Annotated in this window: 20 protein-coding genes; 4 read left to right on the top strand and 16 right to left on the bottom strand. The window is 71.8% G+C overall.

Going from position 1 to position 16,839, the window contains the following annotated elements:
- Positions 1-56: 56 nt before the first annotated feature.
- The 5 genes from P3X83_RS35845 to P3X83_RS35825 all read right to left on the bottom strand — a co-directional run bounded on the left by P3X83_RS35845 (position 57) and on the right by P3X83_RS35825 (position 3,046).
- On the bottom strand, positions 57-800 hold the full coding sequence (locus P3X83_RS35845) for a polysaccharide deacetylase family protein (protein ID WP_277309806.1): 744 nt from the start codon (positions 798-800) through the stop codon (positions 57-59).
- A gap of 50 nt (positions 801-850) precedes the next feature.
- Positions 851-1,288: a thioredoxin domain-containing protein gene (locus P3X83_RS35840; protein WP_277309805.1), complete on the bottom strand. Its 438-nt coding sequence runs from the start codon at positions 1,286-1,288 to the stop codon at positions 851-853.
- 124 nt (positions 1,289-1,412) lie between these two features.
- Positions 1,413-1,550 carry a hypothetical protein gene (locus P3X83_RS35835; protein WP_277309804.1) on the bottom strand — a complete coding sequence of 46 codons (138 nt, stop codon included), beginning with the start codon at positions 1,548-1,550 and terminating at the stop codon, positions 1,413-1,415.
- Between the two features lie 126 nt (positions 1,551-1,676).
- Positions 1,677-2,483 (bottom strand): cytochrome c biogenesis CcdA family protein, encoded by an 807-nt coding sequence (locus tag P3X83_RS35830; RefSeq protein ID WP_277309803.1) that lies wholly within the window; start codon positions 2,481-2,483, stop codon positions 1,677-1,679.
- A complete protein-coding gene (locus P3X83_RS35825) occupies positions 2,480-3,046 on the bottom strand; it encodes a redoxin domain-containing protein (protein ID WP_277309802.1) in 567 nt (188 codons plus the stop codon). The genes P3X83_RS35830 and P3X83_RS35825 overlap by 4 nt, the downstream gene beginning before the upstream one ends.
- 158 nt (positions 3,047-3,204) lie before the next feature.
- On the opposite strand from P3X83_RS35825, the gene P3X83_RS35820 reads away from it, so the two are divergent.
- The gene (locus P3X83_RS35820; RefSeq protein WP_277309801.1) at positions 3,205-3,894 is read left to right on the top strand and encodes a response regulator transcription factor; all 690 of its coding nucleotides are present in this window, start codon (positions 3,205-3,207) and stop codon (positions 3,892-3,894) included.
- Positions 3,891-4,967 carry an ATP-binding protein gene (locus P3X83_RS35815; RefSeq protein WP_277309800.1) on the top strand — a complete coding sequence of 359 codons (1,077 nt, stop codon included), beginning with the start codon at positions 3,891-3,893 and terminating at the stop codon, positions 4,965-4,967. The genes P3X83_RS35820 and P3X83_RS35815 overlap by 4 nt, the downstream gene beginning before the upstream one ends.
- A gap of 117 nt (positions 4,968-5,084) precedes the next feature.
- On the opposite strand, the gene P3X83_RS35810 is transcribed toward P3X83_RS35815, so the two are convergent.
- The gene (locus P3X83_RS35810) at positions 5,085-5,378 is read right to left on the bottom strand and encodes a metalloregulator ArsR/SmtB family transcription factor (RefSeq protein WP_277309799.1); all 294 of its coding nucleotides are present in this window, start codon (positions 5,376-5,378) and stop codon (positions 5,085-5,087) included.
- Positions 5,379-5,491: 113 nt separating this feature from the next.
- On the opposite strand from P3X83_RS35810, the gene P3X83_RS35805 reads away from it, so the two are divergent.
- Positions 5,492-6,553 (top strand): cation diffusion facilitator family transporter, encoded by a 1,062-nt coding sequence (locus P3X83_RS35805; RefSeq protein ID WP_277309798.1) that lies wholly within the window; start codon positions 5,492-5,494, stop codon positions 6,551-6,553.
- A 55-nt stretch (positions 6,554-6,608) separates the two neighbouring features.
- On the opposite strand, the gene P3X83_RS35800 is transcribed toward P3X83_RS35805, so the two are convergent.
- A complete protein-coding gene (locus P3X83_RS35800) occupies positions 6,609-7,472 on the bottom strand; it encodes an SGNH/GDSL hydrolase family protein (RefSeq protein ID WP_277309797.1) in 864 nt (287 codons plus the stop codon).
- Positions 7,473-7,661: 189 nt separating this feature from the next.
- On the opposite strand from P3X83_RS35800, the gene P3X83_RS35795 reads away from it, so the two are divergent.
- The gene (locus tag P3X83_RS35795) at positions 7,662-8,906 is read left to right on the top strand and encodes an isochorismate synthase (RefSeq protein WP_277309796.1); all 1,245 of its coding nucleotides are present in this window, start codon (positions 7,662-7,664) and stop codon (positions 8,904-8,906) included.
- A 4-nt stretch (positions 8,907-8,910) separates the two neighbouring features.
- Here P3X83_RS35795 and P3X83_RS35790 read toward each other — a convergent pair whose 3' ends face one another.
- The 9 genes from P3X83_RS35790 to P3X83_RS35750 form a co-directional block, all read right to left on the bottom strand.
- A complete protein-coding gene (locus P3X83_RS35790; RefSeq protein ID WP_277309794.1) occupies positions 8,911-9,555 on the bottom strand; it encodes a response regulator transcription factor in 645 nt (214 codons plus the stop codon).
- Positions 9,546-10,700, bottom strand: coding sequence for a histidine kinase (locus tag P3X83_RS35785; protein ID WP_277309793.1), 1,155 nt, complete (start codon positions 10,698-10,700; stop codon positions 9,546-9,548). Before P3X83_RS35785 ends, P3X83_RS35790 begins: the two co-directional genes overlap by 10 nt.
- A gap of 3 nt (positions 10,701-10,703) precedes the next feature.
- Positions 10,704-11,375, bottom strand: coding sequence for a DedA family protein (locus P3X83_RS35780; protein ID WP_277309792.1), 672 nt, complete (start codon positions 11,373-11,375; stop codon positions 10,704-10,706).
- 117 nt (positions 11,376-11,492) lie between these two features.
- Entirely contained in the window at positions 11,493-12,650 is a 1,158-nt protein-coding gene (locus P3X83_RS35775; protein ID WP_277309791.1) for an ABC transporter permease, read from the bottom strand.
- A complete protein-coding gene (locus P3X83_RS35770) occupies positions 12,647-13,819 on the bottom strand; it encodes an ABC transporter permease (protein WP_277309790.1) in 1,173 nt (390 codons plus the stop codon). The genes P3X83_RS35775 and P3X83_RS35770 overlap by 4 nt, the downstream gene beginning before the upstream one ends.
- 1 nt (position 13,820) lies before the next feature.
- Entirely contained in the window at positions 13,821-14,759 is a 939-nt protein-coding gene (locus P3X83_RS35765; protein ID WP_277309789.1) for an ABC transporter ATP-binding protein, read from the bottom strand.
- 7 nt (positions 14,760-14,766) lie between these two features.
- A complete protein-coding gene (locus tag P3X83_RS35760; RefSeq protein WP_277309788.1) occupies positions 14,767-15,483 on the bottom strand; it encodes a hypothetical protein in 717 nt (238 codons plus the stop codon).
- Complete coding sequence (locus P3X83_RS35755; protein WP_277309787.1) at positions 15,480-16,388, bottom strand: ABC transporter ATP-binding protein; 909 nt, start codon at positions 16,386-16,388, stop codon at positions 15,480-15,482. Before P3X83_RS35755 ends, P3X83_RS35760 begins: the two co-directional genes overlap by 4 nt.
- Positions 16,385-16,753, bottom strand: coding sequence for a GntR family transcriptional regulator (locus P3X83_RS35750; RefSeq protein ID WP_277309786.1), 369 nt, complete (start codon positions 16,751-16,753; stop codon positions 16,385-16,387). The genes P3X83_RS35755 and P3X83_RS35750 overlap by 4 nt, the downstream gene beginning before the upstream one ends.
- Positions 16,754-16,839 lie beyond the last annotated feature (86 nt).

The following is a 16,839-nucleotide window of genomic DNA, read 5'->3' as shown; positions in this document are numbered from 1 at the left end:
TGGTCAGAGTGATCGCCGCCGGGTTCGCCGCGGAATTCGCCCCTCCCATACCGGCATCACCATCTATCGATGTACTCCCGCAGGGGGGCGGGCTTCAGCCCGGCTGCGGCCGCCGCGTCCAGGACCCTTCGCAGGTCATCCGTCACGGTCCCGTTGAAGTGCAGCAGGATGATGTCGCCGGTCTTCAGGCGAGGAACCGGAACGGGGTCCGATCCCCAGGTGGTGAGATCATACGTCCATGTGACCAGGGCTTCCGCGCCACAGGCACGAGCGGCGGTCCGGGTGGTCTCCGAGTACGTGCCGTAGGGCGGACGCAGCAGACGCGGGCTGTCGCCGAACTTGGCGAGATGCTGGTCGCGTGCCCCGCAGATCTCCGCCCGCTGGCCGGCGGCGTCGAGCGCGGACAGGTCGGGGTGGTTGACGCTGTGGTTCTCGACTCGGACCGGCCCGTGGTTGAGCAGGTTGCGGAAGTAGGCGTCATCGTAGGAGTACGCACCCGGCAGCAGAAACAGCGAGGCGGGCACCCGGCGATCGAGCAGCAGCTTCGCGGCGGCCGGATCGTGGTTCCAGCCGTCGTCGATGGTGACGAACACGACCGGGTCGGTGGTTTGAACGCGGGAGACGACCGGAACGGGCTCGGGCCAGCCGGCCGACGACCGGGAGGCCGACGCGTGCGCAGGACCGGCCGGCGCGCCGATGAGCGTTACCGAGACGAGGACGACGAGCGCATCGCGTAAGGCGCAGCACAGCTTTGATCTTGACATGGTGCCATATTGGCCTCGATCAACCGGCGTGTCCATATATGAACCGGTTCTGTCCAGTGTGATTGCCTCTGGCCTACTTTTCGGCACTAACAGACCGGTGCGACCGCACGACCCGCCCCCATGAACCCCGGTGGGCCTGCCGCCCTCAGGGCGACCGGAAGCGGCTCGACCTCGCCGAACTGGTCTGTGCGACCATCGCCGAGACCGACGCCATCCGGCTGGTCGATGTCCAGAGTCCCCACGATCACCCTGCCGTCCCGCTCGGCCGCGACCCGCTCCAGCTCCGGCCGCAGTGCCCGGCACACCCCGGACCACTCGGCGCAGAAGTTCACCAGCACCGGTTTGGAGGCGTTGAGCACGTCGGCCGGGAAGGAGTCATCGGTGATGTGGATCGTCGGCGCCGCGAGCGTCGACGCGCTCGCGGCCCGGCCCTGGTCGTGGTGAACGGCGGTAGCGGCGGCGGGGACGGCCTGCGCCAGGCAGGCCGCGGTCAGCGCCGCGATGACGGTGAGGGCTTTGCGCATCAAGGTCGCCCCATTGGTCGGGAACCGGCGAGGCCCACAGGAGGCCGAACCTCGATCATGCACGCATTGCGTTGGCATAACTACCATCTGTGACGTCAGGGCGTGCTGACTTCAACCTGCGGGCTCACCGGCCCAGAACGGCCCGGATGTGGTCGGGTGAGATGCCGAGTGCCAGCGCGGCGATCAGCAGGGCGCCAGGGCCAGGACGAACAGGCCGCGGCCCCAGGACTTCGGGACGATGCCGCTTCACGATCCGCGCCACGCCCCGCATCGTATCGCATGACCGGCCGCGAGTCGCACGGTTGTTCGATTCGGCGTATGTGTCCACCCTGCCCCGCTGACGGCCGCACCTCGCTGTCTCGGAATGACCGTTCCAAGACGGCAGGGATCATCGGCGGAGAGCGCGGCGGGCGGCGAAGGCAATGAGCAGGAGTACGGCAAGCGCGAGGGAGATCCAGGCGGGGCCGAGCGTTTCCAGCCAGCCGGTGACGGTGCCTTGCAGCCTCGTGACTGTGCCGATGAGCAGGTCGTCGACGGCAGCGCCGTCGAAGACGCGCAGCTCGTACCAGCCGTAGTAGGCGACGTAGAGTCCGGCCAGGACCAGGAGCGCGCCGCTGATCCGGGGCACGTACGGCAGCACGCGGCGCATCCTGGCCACGGCGGCGCCCCGGGCCAGCGCGACCGCCAGGGACAGCAGGGTGATCACCAGGCCCATGCCGAGAGCGTATGCGACGAAGACCGCCAGGCCGCCGAGGATGCCACCGCCGGTCAGCGAGGCGGAGATGATGGCGAGGAACGGGCCGACGGTGCACGACAGGGAGGCCACGGCGTAGGAGAGGCCATAGCCGTACTGCGACAGGTTCCCGGTGCGCAGGGCAGGCACGCGCAGCAGCAGTTCGCGGCCGGACAGCAGCCAGCCGCCCAGGGCGAGCAGGGCCAGTCCGACGGCGATCGTCACCCAGGGCAGGTAACGGCCCAGCGACAACGCCAGCGGGGTGACCACGAGGCCGAACAGGCCGAAGACGGTGACGAACCCGGCGGTCATCGCGGCCGACAAGGTCAGGGCCCGTAGCGGTCCGCCACGATCGTCGGCCAGGAGCATGCTCAGGTAGGCGGGCAGCAAGGCGAAGCCGCACGGGTTGAACGCGGCCACGCTGCCCGCGGTCATGGCCAGCGCGAGCGGCAGGTCGTTCATCCCGCGCGCAGCTTCTCGACGTGCGCGTTGAGCTCCTGCGCGTCCAGCGGGCCGCTGGCCTTGGTGGTGGTGCCGTCGGGTTTCAGGAACAGGAAGGTGGACTGGGAGGCGATGCCGAGGTCGGCCCAGACCTCGCCCTTCTCATCCGACAGGTGGGTGATGGCGCCGGTGCCGGTCCGCTGGACGAACTCCTTCATGGCCGCTTCGCTGTCCAGGCTCGCGACGCCGACGAACGCCACGTCCCTGTAGGTGGCGGCGGCCGACTTGACATGCGGAGCTTCGGCCCGGCATTTGGGACACCAAGGTGCCCAGAACCAGAACACCACCGGCTTGCCCGCCAGGCTCTCGCCCTGGAACGCCTTGCCGTCCAAGGTCTTGGCGGAGAACTTCAGGGCCGCGGGAACGGACGGCGCGGCCGACGGCACCCGGGGGGTGGCGGATGTCGCCGGTGGCGGGCTGGTGGCGGTGACGGCTGTCTGGGCTGTCTGCGTCGCCTCGGTGCCGCAGGCGGCCAGGAGCAGAGCGGAGGCGGCGCCGGCGATCGTCACTCGTAGTGCGGTCATGGGAGTCAGCGTAGGTTCCGCTCACGGGCCGAATTCTTACGCGGTGATGACAACAGGCCGATCCTGACAGAGGGTCGCCGTCGGCGGAACGGCGCACGGATCTTATGAGCTGATGACATCTATCGCTCGATCGGCGCCGCCGGCCGTACCGTGAGTACGTGAGCAGCCGCATCCTGGTGGTCGACGACGACCTCACGGTCGCCGAGGTCGTGGCCAGATATCTTGAGCGTGATGGGCACCAGGTGGAGCGCGTCGGTGACGGCGCCGAGGCGCTGCGCCGCGCACTGGCGCATCCGCCGGATCTCGTGATCCTGGACCTCATGCTGCCGAAGGTCGACGGCCTGCAGGTGTGCAGGAAGCTGCGGGAACGCTGGCCCGTGCCGGTCATCATGCTCACCGCGCTCGGCGAGGAGATCGACCGGGTGGTCGGGCTGGAGACCGGCGCCGACGACTACGTGACCAAGCCGTTCAGCCCCCGTGAGCTGGCCTTGCGGGTGCAGTCGGTATTGCGGCGAGCCCGTGGCGCGTCCATGCGGGGCGGCTCGGGGGTGATGCGGGACGGCGACCTGGTGGTCGATGTCGGAGCACATGAGGTACGGAGGAGGGGTGAGCTGATCACGCTCACCGCCCGCGAGTTCGAGCTGCTGGCCCATCTCATGCGCAACCCGCGTCAGGCCTTCACCCGGGTGGCCCTGCTCAGCCAGGTGTGGGGCTGGTCGTTCGGCGACACCTCCACCGTCACCGTGCACGTACGGCGGCTGCGCGAGAAGATCGAGCCCGACCCGACCAGCCCTCAGCGGATCGTCACGGTGTGGGGGGTCGGCTACCGATTCGAGCCCTCGCCATGACCATCGCGACGATCGTCGCCATCACCGCCGGACTGGTGGGTCTCGCCGGTATAGCCGTGATGTCGCGGCTGCGGACCCTGCGGGCGATGGTGATGCTGGTCGTGGTCGTGGCCATCCTCGCCACCGTGTCAGGCGTGGTGACCGGCATCCTCACGATGAGCATCGAAGGGCCGGCCAGGGACACCGTCCTGGTCGTGATCGCCGTCGGCGGCATCGTGGGACTGGCCGCCGCCTTCTTCGCCGCACGGCGCGTCGTGGCCGAGAGCAGGCGGCTGGCGGAAGCCGTACAGGCCAGTGACTACACCGCGCCGCGGGGACTGCCGGTCGAGCTGCGGAGAATCGCCACCAGCCTGGAGGAGTCGTACGCGCGAGAACGAGCGCTGGAGGGGGCCCGGCGCGAGCTGGTCGCCTGGGTGAGCCATGATCTGCGTACCCCGCTGGCCGGTCTGCGAGCCATGGTCGAGGCTCTGGAGGACGGGGTGGTCACCGATCCGGTGACCGTCGAGCGCTATCACGCGCAGATCCGGATCCAGGTGGAGCAGCTGACCGGGATGGTGAACGATCTGTTCGAACTGTCCCGGATCCATGCCGGTGCCCTGAGGTTGTCGCGCACCCGGATCGGCCTGGCCGACCTGGTCGCCGACACCGTTGACTCGACCGAGCCACTGGCCCGCGCCAAGGGAATACGGCTGAGCGCCTCGGCCGAGCCGATCCCCGTCGAGGCGGATGCCGGGGCACTCGGCCGGGCTCTGGGCAACCTGGTGGTCAATGCCATCCGCTTCACACCGTCGGACAGCGCTGTCACGCTCCGTGCCTTCGGGCAGGACGACAACGCGATCCTGGTCGTCGACGACGGCTGCGGCGGTATTCCGGAGGCCGACCTGCCCAGGTTGTTCGACGTGGCGTTCCGGGGCGAGTCGGCGCGCACGCCGAGTGATGATGGCGGCGCCGGCCTGGGTCTGGCGATCGCCCAGGGCATCGTCGAGGCACACGACGGGACGATCGGCGTGGTCAACGACGGGGCCGGCTGCCGCTTCGAGATCCGCCTCCCCGTCTGCCGTGACCCCGCGTAGCGAAGACCTCGTGGCAGGCTCTCCTCACCGTCGATCTCGCGTCGCGCGGCAGGTGGCCGACGCCGAACAGGCCCGCGCCCAGGCCGGCCGGGCGGCCGCGGACGCTCAGCCCCGCTTCTAGTCGTGGCGGGGAATGCCGGACACCTCGTGGTCGGCGTGGAAGAGGGCCTCGTGGATCAGGGTCCGCACGTGTACGTCGCGGGCCCGATACAGCACCCGCCGCCCCTCGCGGCGGCTGCGCACCAGCCCGCCCATGCGCAGTCTGGCCAGGTGCTGGGAGACCGAGGGCCGGGCCACGCCGATCGCGGCGGCCAGCGAGGTGACGTCGTACTCCCCGGCCGACAGCAGCCACATCAGGCGCAGCCGGGTGCCGTCGCTGAGCATGCGGAACGCCTCGACAGCCGCCTCCACCTGGGCGCCGGTCGGTTGCTCTTGCGGCCGGCTCGCACCTGATTCGTTGTCGCGTGCATACATGACTACATATGATCCGAGTGAACGGCTCAAAGGCAAGTGAGAGGGACGCGATGAGCGAACTCGACCCCCCACAGCACGGACACGATCACGGGCACGGGCACGGGCACGGGCATGAGCAGGGGGGTAGTGGGCCCAAGCGGTGGCCCGCCAGGCTGGGCCACGCGTTCACCCCGCACAGCCACGACAGCGCCGACAAGACCGACACCGCATTGGAGTCCAGCAGCCGGGGCATGCGGGTGCTGGGCATCTCCTTCGCGGTCCTCATGGCCACCGCGCTCGTCCAGGCGGCCATCGTCGCGGTGTCCGGGTCGGTGGCGCTGCTGGGCGACACCCTGCACAACTTCGCCGACGCGCTCACCGCGGTCCCGCTGGCGATCGCGTTCTCGCTGGGACGGCGGGCCGCCACCCGACGCTTCACCTACGGCTACGGCCGCGCCGAAGACCTGGCCGGCATCGTCATCGTCGCCCTGATCGCCGCCTCCGCGGGCCTGGCCGGATACGAGGCCCTCAAACGCCTCATCGACCCCCAGGACGTGCAGGCGCTGGGATTGGTGGCCGCCGCCGGATTCGTCGGCTTCCTCGGCAACGAATGGGTGGCCCGCTACCGCATCAGGGTCGGCCGCGAGATCGGCTCGGCCGCACTGGTCGCCGACGGCCTGCACGCCCGCACCGACGGATTCACCTCGCTGGCCGTCCTGCTCGGCGCCGGCGGCGCCGCCCTCGGGTTTCCGCTGGCCGACCCGATCGTGGGCCTGCTCATCACCGCCGCCATCTGCTTCGTGCTGCGTGACGCCGCCCGCGAGATCTATCACCGGCTGATGGACGCCGTCGACCCCGCCCTGATCGCCCAGGCCGAGCAGATCCTCACCACCGTGCCCGGCGTGCGCAGCGTTGGCGCGGTCCGGCTGCGCTGGATCGGCCACGCGCTGCGCGCCGAGGTCGACATCGCCGTCCGCCACGACGTGACCCTGATCGAGGCCCACGCGGTCGCCGTCGAGGCCGAGCACCGGCTCATCCACGACCTGCCCCGGCTGTCCGCCGCCACCGTCCACGCCGACCCCGACGGCCCCGACGGAACCGACCACCACGCCCCTCTGCTCACCCACCGGTAGAACCCGCAGCCGTCTGGCACGTCCCCGGGCGCCGCCGGAAACACCGGGAGATCATTCAGCGGGCGTCCAGCGGTAGCGGGGAGACCGGCAGGTCCCAGTTCCGCAGGACGGAGGCGGTCTGGGCGGCGATGACGCGCTGGCCGTCGGCGTTGGGGTGGAAGTAGTCCCATTTGCTGACCTGGGCGAGGGTGAAGGGGTAGGAGAAGACCGCGCCGTCGTCGGTGCGGCAGGCGGGGCCGTAGGCGGTGCAGGCGTCGGACAGGGAGCGGTTGAAGGCGACCACGCGGTCGCGGACACGGTCGCGGCGGGTCTGGTCGGCCTTGGCCGTGGACTGGGGCTTGGCGAGCATGGACTGGCAGATCTTGCCGACCGACCAGAAGGTGCGGGCCAGGGCGTTGTCCTTGCCGACGCGCCACAGGCGTTTGATGTCGGGGATGCTCGCGACGAACACGCGGGCCCGCGGGAGGCCCTCGCGCAGGACGCCCAGGGCGGTGTCGATGTTCCTGCGGAAGGCGGCGACGGAGGTCATCAGGCGCTCCTCGCGCACGCAGGCGTCTTGGGCGCCCACCAGGATCGTGACGTAGGCGGCGTCGCGGCGGACCGCCTCGCGGGCCTGGGCGGCCAGTTCGGCGCTCACCGTGCCGGACGCGGCCAGGTTGACATTGTGACCCGAGATCGCGGCGACGTCACGGCGCAGCCGCAGGTAGTGGCTGTTGACCGTGGCGTTGTCGCCTGTGGACCAGGACCTCGACGGGCAGGCGACGTACCAGCCGCAGGCGTTGAGGCCCGCGCTGATCGAGTCGCCGAGCGCAGCGATGGACTCCGGCCGCCAGGCCGCCGCCCGCGCCGGCAGTGGAACGAGGACGGCCGAGCAGACGATCGCCGCACCGGCGAGCGCCGCCACCGACGTGCGAACCATGGCACCTCCGCATTAGGATCACACTCTCCTACACGGGTGTATCACTCCGGAGTCGCCCGGTCACGTCAAGTGACCGACCTGTTTTGCCGCCTTGACAAGGTGCCGGTCACGTGCCGCTGGGACATTTCGCAACCGTGTGGAAACAGGGTCGCCGTCGAACACGTTCAGTTCACGCCTAAAGTGGGTGGAGTGAGTGTCACGCTCGGGTTGACCCGTCCACTGTTGGTTCGCACCGTCGCCGTCCCTGACCCCGGTGACCTGCTGGCCCGGCTGCGGGGCCCGGCACCCTACGCCTGGGTCCGGCACGGTGAGGGCCTGGTCGCGTGGGGCGAGGCCGCCCGCGTCACGGTCCCGCCGGGCCCCGGGCGGTTCGCCTGGGCCCGCGAATGGCTGGCGCAGGCGCTCGGCGATGCCGACGTGAACGACGAGGTGCGGGTCCCCGGCTCCGGGCCGGTCGCCTTCGGCTCCTTCACCTTCGACCCGGAGTCCCCTGGCTCGGTGCTGGCCGTACCGGCGATGGTGCTGGCCCGGCGCGGCGGGCGGGCGTGGCTCACCACGATCGGCGACCCGCCGCCGCTCGGCGCGCCCGCCGCCCCGCTCACCGGCGGCTCCCCCGGCCCTGTCCGGTACGGCGACGGCAGCCTCACCGCGCCGCAGTGGCAGCACGCCGTCTCCTTGGCCGTGCGCCGGATCCGCGACGGCGAGCTGGAGAAGGTGGTCCTCGCCCGCGACCTCAACGCGGTCGCCGAGCACCCGATCGACCTGCCGCTGCTGCTGTCGCGGCTCGGCCGCCGCTACCCCGCCTGCTACACCTTCTCCTGCGCCGGGCTGGTGGGCGCCACCCCCGAGCTGCTGGTCCGCCACATCGGCGAGGCGGTGGAGTCGCTGGTGCTGGCCGGCACGACCGCCCGGGGCGCCACACCCGCCGAGGACGCCGCGCGCGGCGCGGCGCTGCGGGCCTCGGTGAAGGACCGCCACGAGCACACGTGTGCCGTGGAGTCCGTGCGCGACGCGCTGTCGCCGCTGTGCAAGGACCTCACCGTCCCGCCGGAGCCGGAGCTGCTGGTGCTGTCCAACGTGCAGCACCTGGCCAGCCCGATCAGCGGGCGCCTGTCGGACGGCGCGTCGGTGCTCGACGTGGTCTCCGCGATGCACCCCACCGCCGCCGTCGGCGGCACCCCCACCGGCCGCGCGGTGGAGGTCATCCGGGAACTGGAGGGCATGGACCGCGGCCGCTACGCGGGCCCGGTCGGCTGGATCGACGCGCACGGCGACGGCGAGTGGGGCATCGCGCTGCGCTGCGGCTCGATCGAGGGCTCCCGCGCCCGGCTCTTCGCCGGATGCGGCATCATGGCCGACTCCGATCCGGCCGCCGAGCTGGCCGAGGCGCAGTCGAAACTGCGGGTCATGCAGGACGCCCTGGAGGGCCGCTGAGAGGTCAGGACCGCAGGTAGCTCAGCACGGCGAGCACCCGGCGGTTGTAGCCGGTGGAGGCGCGGATCTCCAGTTTCTCGAAGATGGCGTTGACGTGCTTCTCAACCGCGCTCTGTGAGACGTGCAGCCGCTCGGCGACCGCCGGGTTGGCGTAGCCCTCGGCCATCAGCGACAGCACCTCGCTCTCGCGGGGGGTCAGCCGGGCCAGCGGGTCAACGCGGGTGCTGCGGGCCAGGAGCTGGCGCACCACCTCGGGGTCGAAGGCGGCGCCGCCCGCCGCGACACGGTCGAGCGCGGACAGGAACTCCCCGACCTGCATGACGCGGTCTTTCAGCAGGTAGCCGACCCCGCCGTGTTCGGCCGACAGCAGCTCGGCGGCGTAGCGCCGCTCGACGTACTGCGACAGCACGAGCACCGCCGCGCCCGGCCTGCGGCGGCGGATCTCCAGCGCGGCCCGCAGCCCCTCGTCGGTGTGGGTGGGCGGCATCCGCACGTCGACCACCACGATGTCGGGCGGCTCGCGCTCGACCGCGCCGAGCAGCGCCTCGGCGTCGCCGACGGCGGCGGTGACCTCGTGGCCCTCCTCGGCGAGCAGCCGCACGAGCCCTTCGCGCAGCAGGGTGGAGTCTTCGGCCAGGATCACGCGCACGGCAGCTCCGCGGTTATCAGGGTGGGCCCGCCGAGCGGGCTGTGGACGGCGAACCGGCCGTCGAGCGCGGCCACCCGGCGGGCCAGCCCGGAAAGGCCGCCGCCGTAGGGGTCGGCGCCGCCCGCGCCGTCGTCGTGGACGCGGACCTCGACCAGCGGGCCGGTCGCGGCCAGCCGGACGGCGATGCGCCCCGCGCCGGAGTGCTTGGCGGCGTTGGTCACCGCCTCGCACACCACGAAGTAGACCGCCGTCTCCACGGCCGGGGGCAGCTCGCCGGGCAGGGCGTAGTCGATGGACACCGGTACGGCCGAGCGCTCGGCGACCGCGGCCAGCGCGTCGCGCAGCCCCACCGCGTCGAGCCCGGCCGGGTAGACCCGCCAGGCCACCTCGCGCAGGTCGCGCAGCGCCTCCTGGGACTCCTCGTGGGCCTGGGCGAGCAGTTCGGAGTCGCCCTGCCTGCGTGCCCTGCCCAGCAGCATGCCCAGCGCGACCAGCCGCTGCTGGACGCCGTCGTGGAGGTCACGCTCGATCCGGCGGCGCTCCTGGTCGACCGCCTCGACGATGCCCGCCCGGCTGATCGACAGCTCGGTGATGCGTCGCCGCAGCAGTTCGGTGGTGCTGGGGCCGAGGTAGTGCGCGGCCAGCCGCCGCTCCAGCCCGGCCACCCCGGCGATGCCGGTCAGGTTGAGGTAGAGCAGCAGGACGCCCGGGACCGAGGCGCCCAGGATGGTGGCCAGCGTGACCCCTCCGGCGTCTTCGATCAACGCCCACGGGAACCCGCTCGCCCAGGCCAGCAGCATGGTCACCGCCACCGTCACGCCGAGGCCGAGCAGGAACACCACCCCGTGGCCGAGGATGCCCACCGGGCCGCGCGCCACCAGGTAGCGGACGGCGCGCTCACCGGAGTACTCGCCCGAGATGTCGGCGTCGAGGAAGCGGATCAGCCGGCGGCGCTCGCCTTCGGCCAGCCGTCGGGCGCCCCGGTGGACCCGGGCCCGCACCAGCGCCTGCCCGCGCGGCCAGAACCGCAAGGCGGCCAGCGCCAGCCCGGCCATCGCCAGGAACGCGAGCCCCACGTACGCGGTCGCCCCGCCGATGATGAGGCCCGCCAAGGTGAGCAGCCAGCCCCGCACCAAACCCGCCAACCCTCAGACCCTTTCGCGGTCCTGTTCCCGGTGCCTGCCGGCGCCACGGCCCGGCTCACGCCTGGCGCGCAGCACCCTCGCCACCACCCACCAGACGACCGCCAGCACGCAGATGCCCAGCACGGCCTTGGACACCACGCCCATGTACCGCTCGACGACCCCCCAGTTCTCGCCCAGCAGGTAACCCGCGAACACGAACGCGGTGTTCCATATCAGGCTACCCAGCGTGGTGAAGATCAAGAACCTGGTCAGCCGCATCCGCTCGACCCCGGCGGGCACCGAGATGAGGCTGCGGAAGATGGGGATCATCCTTCCGAAGAACACCGTCTTCACACCGTGCCGGGCGAACCACGCCTCGGCCTTCTCGATGTCGGTGATCTTCACCAGCGGCAGCCTGGTCGCCAGCCGGACGAGCCGGTCGCGGCCGAGGAGCGCGCCGAGCCCGTAGAGGGCCAGCGCGCCCACCACCGAGCCGATCGTGGTCCACACGATCGCCCCGATGAGGCTGAGGTCGCCGCGGCTGGCCGCGAATCCCGCCAGCGGGAGGATCACCTCGCTGGGCAGCGGGGGGAACAGGTTCTCCAACGCGATGGCGATGCCCGCTCCGGGCTCGCCGAGTGTTTCCATCAGTTCGATCGCCCAACCGGCGATGCCGTCCAACTGTGCGGGATTCATGAATCAAGACGCTATTCGGCTAGAGGGACAGGGAACATGAGGCCCACCCCACGGCCTGCGGGTGACCGCCTCAGCGACTCCAGTGGCGGCTACCCCAGGAAGGGGGTGTGGAAAACCTCAGTTCCGGATCAACGCCCGGCGCAGGAGCAAAGTGCCCGCGACGAAGAACACGGCGGCGTATCCACACAGGATCGTGACCTGCGGCAGCACGTCGGCGAACCCGGCGCCGTGCCGTACCAGCGCGGCGAAGCCTTCGTAGCCCCACGCGTGCGGGGTCAGGTAGGCCAGGCGGCGCGCGGTGTCGCCGAGCGCCTCCAGCGGGGCCATGGAACCGCCCGCCGCGGCCAGGCCCAGCCCCAGGATCAGCCCGGCCGACGTCACCGCCCCCTGGGTGCGGAACACCGAGCCCAGCAGCATGGCCGCGCCCCCGCCGACCAGGGAGAACGCCACCAGCAGGGCCGCCGCGCCGAGCGGGTCGCCCCAGGCCACGCCGAACAGCAGCGCCGACCCGAGCATGATGATCAGCCCCTGGGCCAGGGCGACGGCGATCCTGCCCGCCGCCTCCCCCGCCAGCAGCGCCCACACGGGGGTCGGGGTCGAGTACATGCGGGCGCTCAGCCCGGAGACGCGGGTCGCCACCAGCCCGGCGGCGGCGGTCAGCGACGTCAGGAAGGTGTAGAGCAGCAGCAACGGCGGCGCCGACAGGGCGAAACCGGCCATCCCCTCGGGGAACACGGTCTCACCCACCGTCGTGGCCCGCACCGTGATCCCCGGCGCGCGCGCCGCGTCGGCCGCGTCCAGGTTCGCCGCGAACGACCCGTCGCCGTGCGCCGCGCCGAACGCGGCCGCGCCCACGCTCCCCGCTTCCCGCAGCACGGCCGAGCGCACCAGCGCGGCCAGTTCCATCCCCTGCGGGTCGGACGGCCGGGACAGATACCGCACCTCCGCTGTTGCGCCCCCGCCCACGGCGGCGGCGTACCCGGCGGGGATCAGCAGGCCGCCGCCGACCTCGCCGCGTTCCACCGCCTCGCGCAGCGCCGCCTCGCCGTCCAGGCGGACCACCTCCACGCGCCCGCCCTCGGCCAGGGCCGCCGCCAGCCGCTTCGGCAGCGGGCCGTCGCCGCCCGCGACGCCCACCGACAGCCGCTGCCCGCCGCCGAACATCAGCCCCATCATGAAGACCATCAGGAAGGGCATCACCGCCATGAAGAAGACGCTGGTGCGGTCCTTGACGGCCATGCGCAGGCCCACGCCCGCGATCGCGAGGACCTTCACGCCGCCACCACCCTTCCCGACCTCGCCACCGCCACGGCCAGGCCCACCGCCGCGAACCCGAGCAGCACCGCCAGATGGACGAGCACCCGCTCGACCGAGCCGCCGCCCGCCAGCTCGGCCAGGCCGGTCATGAACCAGTGGTGCGGAGTGAACCCGCTCAGCACCGCGAACCCCTCAAGCCGCCCCACGGGGAACAGCGCCCCGCCGAACAGTCCCAGCACCATGACCAGCCCCGACTGCCAGTTCGACGCCTGTTCGGCGGTGCGGGCCACGGTGGCGACCATGGCCATCAGGCCCGTCGCCGCCAGCGCCCCGGCCACCACCAGCGCCCCGACGCCCAGCGGATCGCCCCAGCGGGCGCCCATCAGCGCCGATGACGCCACCACCAGCACGGCCATGCCGAACACCGCCGCCAGCACGCCCGCGAGCAGCTTGCCCGACAGCACCGCCGCCCGGGGGATCGGCGCGGCCAGCATCCGGGCCATCGTGCCCGAGCCGCGTTCCTCGAAAATCCCGCCGATACTGATCATCACCCCGTAGAACAGGAAGAACACCCCCATCCCCGCCGCGTAGTAGGTGGCCGACCCGAGCTGCCGGGTCGCCGCCGAGTCGTCCTCGGTCAGGCGTATCGCGGGTGGCGCCCCTGCCGCCGCCCGCGCCAGTTCCCCGGCACGCTCCTCGCCCAGCGCGCGCCCGCCCGCCGCGACCCGCACCGCGAGCCGCACCGAGCCGACCCGCGCGGCGTACGCGCGGGCCGCCTCGCGGGCCACGCCGACGGCCACCCCGGAGTTCGCGTCGCCGACCAGGTCCATCGTGGCCGCCCGGCCCTGCGCCACCGCGGCGGAGAACCCCGCCGGGATGACGAACACCGCGTCGGCCTCTCCCCGCTCGACCAGCGCCCGGCCCTCCGCCTCGGTGCCCGCCGGGCGGACGGTGACCTTCCCGCCGCGTTCCATCGGGCGCAGCACCTCATCGGCGAAGGCGGCGGCGGCCGGTCCGCGATCAAGGTCGGCCACCGCGTAGGAGGCGGTGAACGCACGCTCCCCGCCGGTCAGGGTGTTCAGCAGCAGGGCCAGGCCGAGCGGCAGCACCACCGCGGACATCAGCAGCGCGCCGTCCAGCAGCCTCAGGCGCAGATCCTTGACCAGGATGGCCGTCATCGCGCGCATGTCAGTCCCTCGTGCCGCGGCCGGTCAAGTGCAGGAACACCGACTCCAGGCCGGGTTCGCGCACCTCCACCGACCGCACCTGCGCCCCCGCGCTCCCCAGGGCCGCCAGGACGGCGGGCAGGCACGCGCGGGCGTCGCGCACGAGCAGTTCCAGATGGTCCTCCCCCGCCGTCGCGCGCTCCACGAAGGGCAGCGCGGTCAGCTCCGGCACCGCCCCCGCCAGGTCGCCCTCGGCACTGAGGCGCAGCGTGTCGCTCTGGCCGACCATGCCGACCAGCTCGCGCCGGGTGCCCTCGGCGATCATCTCGCCATGGTCGATGATCCCCACCCGATCGCACACCCGCTCGGCCTCCTCCATGTAGTGGGTCGTGTAGAGCACCGCGACGCCGCGCGCGGCCAGGTCGCGCACGCCGTCCAGGATGGCGTTGCGGCTCTGGGGGTCCACGCCGGCCGTCGGCTCGTCCAGGACGAGCAGGCGGGGCCGGTGCAGCAGGCCGATCGCGATGTTCAACCGGCGGGCCATCCCGCCGGAGAACCCGCTCACCGGCTCGTCCGCGCGGTCGGCCAGCCCGGTCAGCTCCAGCGCGTCCTGGACGGCACGCCCGGCCGTGGCGCGCGGGATGCCCTGCAGCCGCCCGAAGAACCGCAGGTTACGGCGGGCGCTGAGCTCCTGGTAGAGGGCCAGGTTCTGCGGGACGTACCCGATCATCGCCTTGGTCCCCCGCGTGGACGTGCCGTGGGGACGGCCGTCCACGCGGATCTCGCCCGCGTCACGGGCCAGAATGCCCACGATCATGGATATCGCGGTCGTCTTGCCCGCCCCGTTCGGGCCGAGCAGCCCGTAGGTCTCGCCCGCCGCGACGGTCAGCCCGACTCCGTTCACCGCCACCCGCGCGCCGTACGACTTGCGCAGGCCGCTGACCTCCAAAAGCGCTCCCACCGTCGCCTCACCTGGGGTTGCGGATCGGGATGTCACGGACGAACGCCCAGGTCAGCCCAATGGCGATCAGGAAGCCGGCGAGACCCACCCCGACCGCCACGGGGACGGTGGCGGGAAGGCCGAGCACGGGCAGCCGCCCGATCACCGGCAGCGCGTGGACGAGGTCGGTGGCGGCGTGCACCGAGAAGATCAGCGCGGCGCCCACCGGGATCAGCAGGATCCCGCCCGCGTACAGGCGGTAGAACGCCGCGCCGGCCATCGCCCCGACGGCCACCCACACCAGGTACTGCGACCAGTACTCGGCGAACACCAGCGGCACCTGGCCGAGGTCGCCGAACAGGTGCCGGTCGCTCAGTTCCCTGGGCCAGCCGCCGAGCCCGTACAGACCCGTCTCCATCAGATAGCCGAGCATGATCAGAACCGTGGCGACGGGCGCGAACGCGAACAGGAACACCGCCGCGTGCACGAAGAACTCCCGGCGCGTCCGGCCGTTGGCCACGTAGACCGGCAGGTACGTGCGCACCACCACGGTGCCGATGACCAGCACGAACCACCGGGACGCCTGGATGGCCTGCTCCCAGACGCTGGCGCCCAGATCGCCGAACAGGCCGATCGCCACCGCGATGATCGCGGCCACGACGACGAGGGCGACGTACGCCATCAGAGTGAAAAGGACATTGGCCGCGAACAGCCGGGCCGGGAAGACGGCGGACAGGCCTCTCATTCCGGCCCTCCCTCGAGTGCGCCGCCGACGGCCGCCCCCCGCTGCCCGGTCAGATGGATGAACAGGTCCTGCAAGGCGATCGGGCCGATGTCCAGACCGGCCCGCACGGCCGCCTCCCGCCGCCCGTCGTCCAGCTCGCCGTACACCATCGCCGAGCGCGTACGGCCCAGCCGCTTGTCGCCCAGCACCGTCAGCCCCGCGACGAACCGCTCCACCTCATCCTCAGGACCGGTGACCGACGCGCCCCTGGCGCGCAGCGCGTCGCTCTCCTCGTGCAGCAGCAACCGCCCGCCCTCGATGATCAGGACCTCCTCGAACAGCGAGCTCACCTCCTCGATCAGATGGGTGGACATGATCACCGTGCGCGGGTTCGCGATGAAGTCCCGCAGCAGCTCGTCGTAGAACGCGTACCGGGAGGGCGCGTCCATGCCCAGGTAGGACTCGTCGAACATGGTCAGCGGCGCCCGGGAGGCCAGCCCGATCGTCACCCCGAGCGCCGACCTCTTGCCCAGCGACAGTTCGCTGACGTTCTTGCGCTTGGGCAGCTCGAACATCTCCACCAGCCGCTCGGCGTACGCCGCGTCCCAGCCCGGCCGCAACGCCTCGGCGAAGTAGAAGGCGTCCTCCACCGTGCCGATCGCCGACGCCTCCCCCGCCTCCCTGACCAGGCAGATCCGCCTGGTCGCCGAAGGGTTCTCCCACACCTGCTCGCCGCCGACCCGCACGACGCCCCCACCGGCCTTGCGGAACGCGGCCAGCACCGACAGCAGGCTCGTCTTGCCCGCGCCGTTGCGGCCGAGCAGCCCGTAGATCTTGCCGCCCGTCAGCCCGAAGCTCAGCCCGTCCAGCGCGACGGCGTCGCCGTAGGCGAGCCGCAGGCCGGACACCTCGATGTCCGGCGTCATGCCTGCCCCTCCGCGGGGAGGGCGCGCATCCGCTCGACGATCTCCTCCACCGGGACGCCGATGGCGCGGGCCTCGCGCATCATCGGATCGACCACGTCGGTGAAGAAGCGCCTGCGCCGCTGCTCGCGCAGGGAGTCGCGGGCGGTGGGACTGACGAACATGCCGATACCTCGCTTCTTGTACAGGACGCCTTCGTCGACAAGCTGCTGGAACGCCTTGGCGGCCGTGGCCGGGTTGATCCGGTAGAAGGCGGCGTACTGGTTGGTCGACATGATCTGCTCGTCGCCGTCCAGCGCCCCGCTCAGGACGTCCGTTTTGATCTTGTCGGCGATCTGCCGGTAGATCGGACTCCGATCGTCGAACACTGGCTTCGCCCCTACCTCATTGGTTCATTACTTCAGTAATGAACCATAGCTGTGATGAACCCATGCCGCAAGACCCGCGAGAACGC

It is taken from the genome of Spongiactinospora sp. TRM90649 (genome assembly GCF_029382225.1).
Classification (GTDB): domain Bacteria; phylum Actinomycetota; class Actinomycetes; order Streptosporangiales; family Streptosporangiaceae; genus Spongiactinospora.
Note: the sequence above shows the minus strand (reverse complement) of the source record. Positions and strands in the feature narration are given on the sequence as shown.